Origin of the sequence: Chromobacterium subtsugae (genome assembly GCF_001676875.1) — a bacterium.
Lineage (GTDB): Bacteria > Pseudomonadota > Gammaproteobacteria > Burkholderiales > Chromobacteriaceae > Chromobacterium > Chromobacterium subtsugae.
Genome location: NZ_JYKA01000005.1, coordinates 300,307 through 312,719 on the forward strand (window position 1 = coordinate 300,307; position 12,413 = coordinate 312,719).

13 protein-coding genes are annotated in these 12,413 nt (G+C 63.3%); all 13 read right to left on the minus strand.

The window, feature by feature from the left end:
* A complete protein-coding gene (gene rnhB / locus MY55_RS09030) occupies positions 1–588 on the minus strand; it encodes a ribonuclease HII (RefSeq protein ID WP_173427785.1) in 588 nt (195 codons plus the stop codon).
* Positions 579–1,751 carry a lipid-A-disaccharide synthase gene (lpxB, locus tag MY55_RS09035; protein WP_043572342.1) on the minus strand — a complete coding sequence of 391 codons (1,173 nt, stop codon included), beginning with the start codon at positions 1,749–1,751 and terminating at the stop codon, positions 579–581. Before lpxB ends, rnhB begins: the two co-directional genes overlap by 10 nt.
* A 5-nt stretch (positions 1,752–1,756) precedes the next feature.
* Positions 1,757–2,533: an acyl-ACP--UDP-N-acetylglucosamine O-acyltransferase gene (lpxA, locus tag MY55_RS09040; protein WP_047243195.1), complete on the minus strand. Its 777-nt coding sequence runs from the start codon at positions 2,531–2,533 to the stop codon at positions 1,757–1,759.
* 2 nt (positions 2,534–2,535) lie between these two features.
* A complete protein-coding gene (fabZ, locus tag MY55_RS09045; RefSeq protein WP_043572347.1) occupies positions 2,536–2,988 on the minus strand; it encodes a 3-hydroxyacyl-ACP dehydratase FabZ in 453 nt (150 codons plus the stop codon).
* The gene (gene lpxD, locus MY55_RS09050; protein WP_043572350.1) at positions 2,981–4,027 is read right to left on the minus strand and encodes a UDP-3-O-(3-hydroxymyristoyl)glucosamine N-acyltransferase; all 1,047 of its coding nucleotides are present in this window, start codon (positions 4,025–4,027) and stop codon (positions 2,981–2,983) included. Before lpxD ends, fabZ begins: the two co-directional genes overlap by 8 nt.
* 51 nt (positions 4,028–4,078) lie before the next feature.
* A complete protein-coding gene (locus MY55_RS09055; RefSeq protein ID WP_043572353.1) occupies positions 4,079–4,564 on the minus strand; it encodes an OmpH/Skp family outer membrane protein in 486 nt (161 codons plus the stop codon).
* Positions 4,565–4,585: 21 nt separating this feature from the next.
* Positions 4,586–6,898: an outer membrane protein assembly factor BamA gene (gene bamA, locus MY55_RS09060; RefSeq protein WP_043572356.1), complete on the minus strand. Its 2,313-nt coding sequence runs from the start codon at positions 6,896–6,898 to the stop codon at positions 4,586–4,588.
* A 9-nt stretch (positions 6,899–6,907) separates the two neighbouring features.
* A complete protein-coding gene (gene rseP, locus MY55_RS09065; protein ID WP_043572360.1) occupies positions 6,908–8,251 on the minus strand; it encodes an RIP metalloprotease RseP in 1,344 nt (447 codons plus the stop codon).
* Positions 8,245–9,429 carry a 1-deoxy-D-xylulose-5-phosphate reductoisomerase gene (gene ispC / locus MY55_RS09070; RefSeq protein WP_043572363.1) on the minus strand — a complete coding sequence of 395 codons (1,185 nt, stop codon included), beginning with the start codon at positions 9,427–9,429 and terminating at the stop codon, positions 8,245–8,247. The genes rseP and ispC overlap by 7 nt, the downstream gene beginning before the upstream one ends.
* Positions 9,430–9,446: 17 nt before the next feature.
* A complete protein-coding gene (locus MY55_RS09075; RefSeq protein WP_043572366.1) occupies positions 9,447–10,253 on the minus strand; it encodes a phosphatidate cytidylyltransferase in 807 nt (268 codons plus the stop codon).
* Positions 10,254–10,259: 6 nt separating this feature from the next.
* Positions 10,260–10,991 carry an isoprenyl transferase gene (locus MY55_RS09080; RefSeq protein ID WP_043572369.1) on the minus strand — a complete coding sequence of 244 codons (732 nt, stop codon included), beginning with the start codon at positions 10,989–10,991 and terminating at the stop codon, positions 10,260–10,262.
* A gap of 34 nt (positions 10,992–11,025) precedes the next feature.
* Positions 11,026–11,583, minus strand: a complete 558-nt coding sequence (gene frr, locus MY55_RS09085; protein ID WP_047237963.1) for a ribosome recycling factor — start codon at positions 11,581–11,583, stop codon at positions 11,026–11,028.
* Positions 11,584–11,658: 75 nt separating this feature from the next.
* Entirely contained in the window at positions 11,659–12,378 is a 720-nt protein-coding gene (pyrH, locus tag MY55_RS09090) for a UMP kinase (protein ID WP_043572372.1), read from the minus strand.
* Positions 12,379–12,413 lie beyond the last annotated feature (35 nt).

The window sequence follows — 12,413 nt, forward strand, 5'->3', positions numbered from 1 at the left end:
TCAGAATAGCTGGCCCTGGTGGCTGGCCAGCCAGGACCGGACCGGCCCGAAGGTTTTGCGGTGTTCCGCCAGCACGCCATGGCGCTCGATGGCGGCCAGATGCTCGGCGGTGGGATACCCCTTGTGGCGCGCGAAACCGTACTGCGGGTGCCGCGCGTCCAGCGCCACCAGCTCGGCGTCGCGGGCGGTTTTGGCCAGAATCGAGGCGGCGGAGATCGCCGCCACCTTGGCATCGCCCTTGACGATGGCCTCGCCCGGCACCGGCAGATGCTTGGGCACGCGGTTGCCGTCTATCTGCGCCAGGTCCGGGCGCGTCGACAAGCCTTCCACCGCGCGGGTCATCGCCAGCATGGTGGCATGCAGGATGTTGAGCTTGTCGATCTCTTCGACGCTGGCGCTGGCGATGCACCAGGCCAGCGCGTCGCGCTTGATCCAGGCGGCCAATGCGTCGCGCTTCGCCTCGCTCAGCACCTTGGAGTCGGCCAGCCCGGCGATGGGCTTGGCCGGATCCAGGATGACCGCGGCGGCGAACACCGCGCCGGCCAGCGGCCCGCGGCCGGCCTCGTCGACGCCACAAATCAATGGCATCGCGCCACCTCCAGCACCGCGCGCGCGGCGCGGGTGGCGGTGTCCTGACGCAAGGCCAGATGCAGCTCGGTGAACGCCTTTTCCATATCCGCGCGCGCCGCGGAGTCGGTGTACAGCCGTTGCATCTCTTCGGCCAGCTTCTGCGGGGTAGCCTGGCCTTGCAGCAGCTCCGGCACCACGAAGCGCCCGCACAGGATATTGGGCAGGCCGACATAAGGCAGCTTGATCTTGCGCTTGACCAGGCGGTAAGTGAACGCCGACAGCTTGTAGCTGATCACCATCGGTCGCTTGGTCAGCGCCACCTCCAGCGTGGCGGTGCCGCTGGTCACCAACACCACGTCGCTGGCGATGGTGGCCATCTGCGCGTGGCCGAACAGCTTGCGGATCGGCAGATCGCGCGCCTTGTAGCGGTACAGCATCTGCTCGAACAGGTCCAGCGTGGCGCGGGTGGCCAGCGGCACCAGGAACTGGGCGTCCGGATACTGGCGCAGCAGCAGGCGGGCGGTGTCCAAGTATACCGGCACCATGTATTCCAGCTCGCTCTTGCGGCTGCCGGGCATCAGCGTGAACACCGGCACCTGCAGCGGCACGCCCAACTGCTCACGCATCGCGTCCTTGTCGGGATCAAGCGGGATTTCGCTGGCCAGCGGGTGGCCGACATAGGTCACCGGCACGCCGGCCTGGCGGTACAGCGGCGGCTCCATCGGAAACAGGCACAGCACGTGGTTCACCGACTTGCCTATCTTCTGCACCCGCTCCGGCCGCCAGGCCCATACTGACGGGCTGACGTAATGCACGGTGGGAATGCCGCCCTTCTTCAACGCGCCTTCCAGCGCCAGGTTGAAATCGGGGGCGTCCACGCCGATGAACACATCCGGCCTTTCCGCCAACAGGCGGTCGCGCAGCTGGCGGCGGATGCGCAGCAACTCCGGCAGGCTTTTGATCACCTCGGAATAGCCCCGCACCGCCAGCTTTTCCTGCGGCACCATGCTGTGAAAGCCGCGGGCTTCCATTCTGGGGCCGCCGATGCCGGCGAATTCGATATCGCTGCGATGGGCGCGCAACGCATCCATCAGATGGGCGGCAAGAAGGTCGCCAGAGGCCTCGCCGGCCACCATGGCGACCTTCAAGGCCCCCTTGCGCTTGAACAAGTGATCGCTCATAGGGCTTAGCGGATGATGCCTCGCGCCGATTGTCCGAAGAAGCGGGTGAACGCCTCCAGCTCGACGTGCCCTTCGGCCGCCTCGGCCAGGATCGCTGCCTTGGCTTCATCGTAGCTCAAGCCCTGGCGGTACAGCGTCTTGTAGGCGCTGCGCACGCGGCGGATCTGCTCCGGCGTGAAGCCTCGGCGCTTCATGCCCTCGGCATTGATGCCGGAAGGCACCGCGCGGTTGCCATGCGCCGTCACGTACGCAGGAATATCCTGCGCCACGGCGCTGGCGAAAGCAGTCATCGCATGCTCGCCGACAATGACGAACTGGTGCACGCTGGTGAAACCGCCCAGGAACACCCAGTCGCCGAGATGCACATGGCCGGCCAGCGTCGCATTATTGGCCAGGATAATGTGGTTGCCGACCTGGCAATCGTGCGCGATGTGCACGTAGGCCATGATCCAATTATCGCTGCCGATGCGGGTGATTCCGCCATCCTGCACCGTGCCGGTGTTGAAGGTGCAGAATTCGCGGATGGTATTGTTGTCGCCGATTTCCAGACGCGTCGGCTCGCCCGCGTATTTCAAATCCTGCGGGATAGCGCCCAGCGAGCAGAACTGGAACACGCGGTTGTTCTTGCCGATGCTGGTGTGGCCCTCGATCACCACGTGCGGGCCGATCCAGCTGCCGGCGCCGATGCTGACATTCGGGCCGATGATAGAGTAAGCGCCGATTTCGACATCGTCGGCGATCTGCGCCTTGGGATCGACAATGGCGGTCGGATGAATAGTCATGCTCACACCTCGCGACGGGCGCACATGATTTCGGCCTCGCAAGCCACCTGGCCGTCCACCAGCGCGCGCGCGGCGTACTTGCCGATGCCGCGCTTGACGGTCATCTGCGTCACTTCGAACACCAGTTGGTCGCCCGGCACCACCTGGCGCTTGAAGCGGGCATTGTCGATGCCGACGAAGAAGTACAACTCATTCTCCGAGCGCTCGCCCTGGCTCTTGATCGCCAGGATGCCGGCGGCCTGCGCCAGCGCCTCGATGATCAGCACGCCCGGCATCACCGGATATTGTTCGAAATGGCCGACGAAGAACGGCTCGTTGATGGTGACGTTCTTCAGCGCCTTGATGCGCACGTTGGCTTCCAGCTCGGTGACGCGGTCAACCAGCAGGAACGGGTAACGATGCGGCAGGCAGCGCATGATCTCGCGGACATCGATCGAGACAGCGTGTTCACTCATGAGGTTCTTCCTTCGATTTTTTCAGTGTTTCCAGTTCCCGCTCAAGCTGCTTGACGCGCTTGGCGAAATCATCCAGATGACGCACGTGGACGGCGTTGGACAGCCAGTCCTTCATGCTTTGCAAAGGGTAGGACGAGGCGTAATTGCCCGCTTCCTTGATCGACTTCGACACCAGGGTGCCGCCGCCGATATGGGTGCGGTCGGCCACTTCGATATGGCCGACGAACATCGCCGCGCCGCCGACGGTGCAGCGCGCGCCGATCTTGGCGCTGCCGGCGATGCCGACGCAGCCCGCGATGGCGGTATGCTCGCCGATTTCGACGTTGTGGGCAATCTGCACCAGATTGTCTATCTTGGCGCCCTTGCGGATCACGGTGTCAGCCATCGCGCCGCGGTCCACCGTAGTGTTGGCGCCAATCTCGACATCGTCTTCCAGCACCGCGCGGCCGGTCTGCGGAATCTTGAACCAGTGGTCCTTGTCCCAGGCCAGGCCGAAGCCGTCGGCGCCTATCACGCTGCCGGAGTGCACGCCGACTCGGTTGCCGATCACGCAGCCATGATAAACCGTGACATTGGGATGCAGCGTGACATCGTCGCCGATCACGCAGTCGTCGCCCACCACCACGCCCGGCAACAGGCGGCAGCGCTCGCCGATGACCACCCGGTCGCCGATGGTGACGTTGGCGGCGATCTCGCTGCTGGCGGCGATGCGCGCGCCCTCGCCCACCACCGCGCGCGGATGGATGCCGGCGCGCGGCTGCGCTTGCGGGTGGAACAGGCTGGCCAGCCGGGCGAAATACAGGTAGGGATCGGCGGCCACGATCAGCGAACGGCCCTGCAGCTCGGCTGCCAGAGCTTCGGTCACGATCAGCGCGCCGGCGCCGCTCGCCAGCATCTGGCGGCGGAGCTTGGCGTGCGCGACGAAGGCGATCTCGTCGGAACCGGCCCGCTCCAGCGGAGCCAGCCTGACGACCGCCAGATCGTCGCCGCGCAATTCGCCGCCCAGCTGTTCAACAATATAAGCAAGTGTATAGGACATCAAAAACAAAGCCGACCGGGGGTCGGCTTACTCCGGTGACGGTTGAGACGACTACTTGTCCAGTTCTTTCAACACCTGCGGCGTCAGATCGAACTTGGGATTGATGTAGACCGCGTCTTGCAGGATCAGATCATATTGCTCGCGCGCGGCGATCTCCTTGACCAGGCGATTGGCGCGCTCGGTGACCCCGGCGAACTCCTCATTGCGGCGCTGATTGTAATCTTCCGCCAATTCGCGCGTCTTGGCGCGGTAATCGCGGTCCAGGCTCGCGTACTCGCGCTCGTAACGCTTGCGGTCTTCCTGCTGCAGGCTGTTTTTGCCCAGCAGGGTTTCCAGCTCCTTGGCGCGCGCCTCCATCTGCTTCATCGCCTCGCGCCGGTCGGCGAACTCCTTGTCCAGCTTCTTGTAGATGGCAATGGACGCGCCCGCCTCCCGGTAGATGCGCTCAACGTTGATGTAGCCCAGCTTGAAGTCGGCAGCGTGAACCGGCAAGGCAGCCACGCTCAAAACCGCGAGCCACCATTTCAATGCTTTCATGATTGCATCCTGAGAATCGGGTTAGAACGAAGCGCCCAACTGGAATTGGAAGCGCTGGATCTTGTCATTCGGTTCTTTCTTCAGCGGATTGGCAATACTGAATTTCATCGGTCCCATCGGCGACAGCCAAGTCAAGGCCAAGCCGGCGGAATAGCGCAGGCCGTTGCTGGCATTGCTGGCGGTTTGCGGATCGTTCGGACCCGGGGTCCAGCTGGTGTTCCACAAAGTGCCGGCATCGAAGAACAGGCTGGTCCGCAACGATTTATTATCCTTCATCCCCGGGAAGGGGAACAGGATTTCCGCATTGGCCACCACCTTGCGGTTGCCGCCGATGAAGTTGCCGCTGCCGTCTACCGGGCCGATGCTGCTGGTATCATAGCCGCGCACCGAGCCCAGGCCGCCCATGTAGAAGTTCTGGAAGAACGGCAGCTGCTTGGTCTTGCCATAACCGTCGGCATAGCCCAACTCGCCATTCAGCATCAAGGTGAAGTCTTTGGACAGCGGGAAGAACCAGGTCTGCTGATGAGTCAGCCGGTAGTACTGCATGCTGCCGCCAGGCAAGCCGGCGTCGGCGTTCACCTTGATGGAGGCGCCGCGAGTCGGCCACAGCGCGCTGTCGCGGGTGTCCCGCGCCCAGCCTACCGTGCCCAGAACGGTGTAATTGCTGTTGCCGTATTTGTTGACGAAATCGATGTATTGCGACGGGCTGTTCGCATACGTGGTGATATCGGTTTTTTCGGCGCCCAGCGTGAAGTTGATGCGATCATATTCAGTGATTGGCACCCCGAAACGCACATCCGCGCCGACCGTGCTGGTCTTGTACGCCGAAATCGACGTGGCGTCCGGGTTGTAGACGCGGTCATAAATGTCATAACCCAGGCTCACGCCGTCCGGCGTGAAGTAAGGGTCGGTGAACGACAGCGAGTAATTCTTGTTGACCTGGCCGGTGGACATGCTCAGCGACATGTACTTGCCGGAGCCGAAGATGTTGCTCTGCGAAATGCTGGCGCCCAGCACCAGGCCTTCGCCCTGCACATAGCCCAAACTGCCGGAAATGCTGCCGGTGGAGCGCTCTTTCAGGCTGATGTTCATGTCGACCTGGTCCGGCGCGTCGGACACCGCCGGCGTTTCGACGTTGACGTCTTCGAAGTAGCCCAGCAGCTCCAGTCTTTCCTTGCTGCGCTTGACGTCGGCGGCGTTGTACGGCGCGCCCTCCAGCTGGCGCAGCTCGCGGCGGATCACTTCATCGCGGGTCTTGCTGTTGCCGGCCACGTTGACGCGGCGGACGTAGGTCTTGCGGCCCGGGTCCACGAAGAAGGTGAAGGCGGCGGTTTGTTTGTCGTGATCGATGTCCGGCAGCACGTTGACGTTGGCGAAGGCGTAGCCGGCGACGCCCAGGCGGTCGCTGATCGCCTTGACCGACTCGGTCACTTTCTCGTTGTCGAAGGTGTCGCCGCTCTTGATCAGCACCAGCTTGCGCAGCTCGGCTTCCGGCACTTTCAGGTCGCCGGCCAGGCGCACGTCGGACACGGTGAACTTCTTGCCCTCGTGCACGTTGATCACCAGATACATTTCCTGCTTGTCCGGACTGATCGACACCTGCGAGGAATCGATCGCGAACTCCATATAGCCCTGATTCTGGTAGAAGGCTTTCAGCTTCTCCAGATCGCCGGTCAGCTTCTGCTTCGAGTATTGATCGTCCTTGGTGATCCAGGACAGCCAGCCGCCGGTGGTCAGGCTGAATTCGTCCAGCAGCTTCGACTGGGCGAAGGCGTTGGCCCCGACGATGCGGATTTCCTTGATGCGGGCGGTGACGCCCTCGTTGATGTCCAGCGTCACCGAAACGCGGTTGCGCTCCAGCTTGGTCACCGACGGGGTGATTTCCACCGAATACTTGCCGCGGCTATAGTATTGGCGCTTCAGTTCCTGCACCGCGCCGTCCAGCAGCGCCTGGTCGAAGATCAGCGATTCGGCGAAACCGTTGTCCTTCAGCGCTTTCTTCAGCTGGTCCTTGCTGAATTCCTTGGCGCCGTTGATGTTCAGCTGGGTGATCACCGGACGCTCGGCGACGGTGACGATCAGCGTGTCGCCGCGGCTTTCCACCCGGACATCGTTGAAGAAGCCGGTGTTGAACAGGGCCTTGATCGACTCCTGCGCCTTGGCGTCGGTGAAGGTGTCTCCCACCTTGACCGGCAAATAGTTGAAGACCGTGCCCGGCTCGGTACGCTGCAGGCCTTCAACGCGGATATCCTTGATTACAAACGGGTCAGCAGCCATGGCGACGGAGGCCATGGACAGGCCCAATACGGCCGCTGCGAGTCGCTTCAATTTCATAGGTGTGCTTTAACCCCCAAATAGCCGGCTGAAATCATTCAGGATGGCGAACGCCATCAAAGACGCCAGCAATATGAAACCAATTTTCTGTCCGAGCAATTGCACCCGTTCGCTGACGGGCTTACCTCTAACCAGCTCCGCGACATAATACATCAAGTGCCCACCATCCAGAACCGGTATAGGCAGCAGATTCAATATGCCGATGCTGACGCTGATCAGCGCCAGGAACTCCAGATACGGCGTCAAGCCTTCACGCGCGGTCTGGCCGGCGACATTGGCGATGGTCAGCGGGCCGGACAGGTTGTCGAGTGAAGCGTGGCCGATCAACATATTGCCAAGGAACTTGACGCTCATCCAGGCGGTGTCGCCGGTCTTGGTCGCCGCGGCCAGCAAGGCCCCCATCGCATCGTAATGCAGAGTGAAGCCCAGCTTGTCGTTCCAGGCGCGGTCGGGCATCGGCCCCACGCCGATCCGCCCCACCACCTCGTCATCCTGCGTCACCGCCATCGGCCGCAGTTTGACTTCCATGTCCTGCCCCTTGCGTTCTATGCGCAGCGCCAAATCCTTGCCGGGACTGTTGCGCACGATCTGCACCCATTCCTCCCAGCTGCGCAGCATCACCCCATTGACTGCCAGCAGCTTGTCGCCGGTCTTGAGACCGGCCCGCGCCGCCACGCTGTTTTCCTCCAGCGCGCCCAGCACCGGCAGGAAGCGCGCCGGAGACAGGCCCGGATCGCCCTGCTGCAAGGCCTGCGCCGCCTTGTCGCCGAAACGTTGGGCGTCGATGCGGCGCTCGCGGCTGGCGCCGGAAGCGTTTTGCACCACCACCGGCACCGCGCCGCCCGACATCGCCGCATCCACCAGCGCCAGGCGGACATCCTGCCAGCTGGACACCCGCTGCCCGGCTACGCTCAGAATGCGTTCGCCTTCCTGAAAGCCGGCCGCCGCCGCCGGCGTCTGCCCGATCACAGTGCCGATCAGCGGCTTCAACTGCGGCACGCCCTGGGCGATCACGCCCCAGTACAGCAGCACCGCCAGCAGCAGATTGGCCGCCGGCCCCGCCGCCACAATGGCCATGCGCTTGAGCACATGCTGATTGTTGAAGGCGCGGCCGCGTTCGGACGGCGCGACGAAACCCTCGCGCTCGTCCAGCATCTTCACATAGCCGCCCAGCGGGATCGGACACACCACCCACTCGGTTTCGCGCGGGCGAAAACGCAGCAAGGGCGAGCCGAAACCGAGGGAAAAGCGCAGCACCTTCACGCCGCACAGCTTGGCGACCCAATAATGGCCAAGCTCATGAAAAGTCACCAGCAGGCCGATGGCCAACAAAAAAGCCAGGAGCGTCAGCATGCCGCCACCCTGCCGCGGGCGAAGCGCCGCGCATCCTCATCCCGCGCCAGCAGCGCGTCCAGGCTTGCGCTGGCGGCCAGGTCCACTCCCGACAAGGTCTCGGATACCACCTTGGGAATGTCGACGAAGCGCAGCCGCCCGTTCAGGAAGGCGTCCACCGCCACCTCGTTGGCAGCGTTCAGCACCGCCGGCGCGTCGCCTCCCATCGCCAGCGCGTCGAAGGCCAGCCGCAGGCAGGGGAAATTCGCCAGATCGGGCTTTTCGAAACTCAGGCTGGACAGCGAGAAGAAGTCCAGCGGTTCTACGCCGGCGTCGATGCGCTCCGGCCACGCCAATGCGCAGGCGATCGGCGTGCGCATGTCGGGGGAGCCCAGCTGCGCGATCACGGAGCCGTCGCGGTACTGCACCATCGAATGGATCACGCTCTGCGGATGCACCACCACCTCGATCTGCTCCGGCGGCACGCCGAACAGCCAATGCGCCTCTATCACCTCCAGCCCCTTGTTCATCAAGGATGCGGAGTCGACCGATATCTTGCGCCCCATGCTCCAGTTGGGGTGGCGGCAGGCGTCGGCCGGCGTCACGTCCAGCAGCTCGGCCGCGCTCTTGCCGCGGAATGGCCCGCCGGAGGCGGTGAGAATGATTTTGCGGATGCCCGCCAGCGCAGGCTGGCCGGCATAGTCAGCGGGCAGCGACTGGAAAATCGCGCTGTGCTCGCTATCGACCGGCAACAGGCCGGCGCCGCTGCGCCGCACCGCGTCCATGAACAAGCGCCCCGCCACCACCAGCGATTCCTTGTTGGCCAACAGAATGCGCTTGCCGGCGCCGGCGGCCGCCAGCGCGGAAGGCAGGCCGGCCGCGCCGACGATGGCCGCCATCACGGCATCCACCTCGGGCAGGCGGACGATCTCCTCCAACGCCTGAGGCCCATGCAGCACCTCGCCCGGCAGGCCAGCCTGCTCCAGTCGCAGCGCCAGTTGCGCGGCGGCGTCAGCATCGGCCACAACCAGGTAATCCGGCCGGAAGCGGCTGGCCTGCTCGAAAAGCTTGTCCAGCTGGCGATGGCCGCTCAGCGCCACCACCCGATAGCGCTCCGGATGCCGGGCGATCACGTCCAGCGTGCTGCAGCCGACGCTGCCGGTCGCCCCCAGCACGGCAATACCCTGAGGTTTGGTCATTTGAATCGATTCCAGAATTACATGCCGCCCAGCGCGCGCAGGGCATTGCTGACCGCCAGCACGGCGATCAGGCTGTCGATGCGGTCGTACACGCCGCCATGGCCTGGCAGCAGACGGCTGCTGTCCTTGACGCCCGCGGCGCGCTTGAACCACGACTCAAGCAAATCGCCGCACACGCTCACCGCCGTCAGCGGCAAGGCCAGCAACAACAGCCCCCACAGCGGCAGCTTGATGTCCAGCCAGCCGAAATGATCCACCAATGCGACGTAAACCGCCACGCAGATCACGGCGCCATATACGCCCTCCCAGCTCTTGCCGGGGCTGATGGCCGGCGCCAGCTTGCGTTTGCCGAACGCCTTGCCGGAAAAATAGGCGGCGATGTCCGCCACCCATACCAGGCCCATCACCGCCAGCAGGGCCAAAGCATCGTGCCGGCTAGGCTGCGGGCGCCACTCCAGGAAGGCAAACCAGGCCGGCAGCATCAATACCCAGCCCAACAGCCAGGCCGGCGCGCCGCCCGGGATGGTCCAGCGCCGCGCCAGCCAGCACGGCATCAACGCCAGCCAGAACGCCAGCACCACGCCATGCAGCAGCGGCCCCGCCTTCCAGCCCATGGCCCAGCAAACGGCGGCCAGCAGCGAAGAGAGAACCAGGTAACAGGCCTGCTGCGGCCGGCCCATGCCGGCCATGCGGGAGTACTCCCACAACGCCAGCCCGACGATCAGCCAGGAAAAGCCGGCCCAGATGGGGGCCGGAAAAAAGAAAAGCGCCGCCAGCATCAAGGGCAGCAGCGCCAGCGCGGTCAGAATTCGCGTTTTCAGCATGAATGGTCAGGGTGTGTCGCGGCGCAAATGTTCCGGCAATTGCTCGCTGGTGCGACCAAAGCGCCGTTCACGCTGCCAATAGGAAGAAATCGCCTGCTCCAGCGCCGCGCGGTCGAAATCGGGCCAAAGCAGATCGGTGAAATACAATTCCGAATACGCCAACTGCCACAGCAGGAAATTGCTGATGCGCTGCTCGCCGCCGGTGCGGATGAACAGATCAGGCTCCGGCGCCCAGGACATGGCCAGACGCTTGGTCAGCGCCTCTTCGGTAATCGGCGCCACGCCTTCCGCGACCAGTTGATTCACCGCGTTGACGATATCCCAGCGACCGCCGTAATCGGCGGCGATGGTCAGAACCAAGCCGTCGTTGTCGGCGGTTTTCGCCTCGGCGCGCGCGATGCGCTCAGACAGCTCCGCGCTGAAGCGCTCGCGCGAGCCCAGCACCTGCAGGCGGATATTATTGCTGTGCAGCTTGCTGACCTCGTGCTCCAGCGCGCGCAGGAACAAGTCCATCAGGAAGGTCACTTCCTCCTGCGGCCTGCGCCAGTTCTCAGTGGAAAACGCGAACAGAGTCAGATAGCCGACGCCCATTTCCTTGCAGGCGCCGACCACCTCGCGCACGGCGTCCAGCCCGCGCTTGTGCCCGGCCACCCTGGGCAGGAACCGCTTCTTGGCCCAGCGGCCGTTGCCATCCATGATGATGGCCACATGCCGGGGCGGCTGGCGCCCCTCCGGCATTGGTTTCAAAGAACCGGAAAACAAGGCCTGCCCCTTATACTGCGAGCAGGTCGGCTTCTTTTGCGGCCAGCGCCTTGTCGATCTCGGCGGTGTACTTGTCGGTCAGCTTCTGGATCTCGTCCTGGCCGCGGCGCTCGTCGTCCTCGGTGATGGACTTGTCCTTCAGCAGATTCTTGAATTCGGTGTTGGAATCGCGGCGGACATTGCGCACCGCCACGCGGGCGCCTTCGGCCTCGGCGCGCACCACCTTGATCAGGTCCTTGCGGCGCTCTTCGGTCAGCATCGGCATCGGCACGCGGATGATCTCGCCCATGGAAGCCGGATTCAGGCCCAGATCGGAATCGCGGATGGCTTTTTCGATCTTCGCCACCATGGGTTTTTCCCAAGCCTGGACGCCGATGGTGCGGGCGTCGATCAGGGTGACGTTGGCAACTTGATTGACCGGCACGTCGCTGCCGTAATAATCAACCATGACATGATCCAGAATGCCGGTATGGGCGCGGCCGGTGCGAACCTTGGACAGATCGTTTTTGAACGATTCCAGTGTTTTTTGCATTTTTTGTTCGGCCGACTTCTTGACGTCGTTAATCATGTCCACTCCCATCAAAACTTCAAATGACAAGGCGAAAACAGCCATTGCCGTTTTCGCCCTCAGCAATTTTCAAACTCAGCAGTGTACCAGCGTGCCTTCGTCTTCGCCAAGCACGACCCGCTTGAGCGCGCCGTTCTTGAAGATGCTGAAGACCTTGATATTCAGATGCTGATCGCGGCACAGCGCGAAGGCGGTGGCGTCCATCACCTTCAGGTTGCGCGAGATGGCCTCGTCGAAGGTCACGCTCTGATAGCGGACCGCATCGGGATTCTTTTTCGGATCATCGGTATACACGCCGTCGACCTTGGTGGCCTTCAGCATGATGTCCACATTCATTTCCATGCCGCGCAAGGCGGCGGCGGTGTCGGTGGTGAAGAAGGGGTTGCCGGTGCCGGCGGCGAAGATCACCACTTTGCCTTCCTCCAGATATTGCATCGCCTTGCCGCGCACATAGGGCTCGGCGATCTGCTGCATGGTCAGCGCCGACTGCACGCGGGCGATCAGGCCCACCTTAGTCATCGCATCCTTCAGCGCCAGCGCGTTCATCACGGTGGCCATCATGCCCATGTAGTCGGCCGTAGCGCGATCCATGCCCGCGGCGGCCGGAGCCACGCCGCGGAAGATATTGCCGCCGCCGATCACGATGCCCACTTCGATGCCCAGCTCGACCACTTCCTTCACCTGGCCCACGATCTGCTCAATGGTGGTGCGATTGATGCCATAGCTGTCGTCACCCATCAGGGCTTCGCCGGAAAGTTTCAGCAGGATGCGTTTATAGGCAGGAACTTGGCTCATGATGTCCTCGGATTGGCGATTTGTGGTTTTCAGTT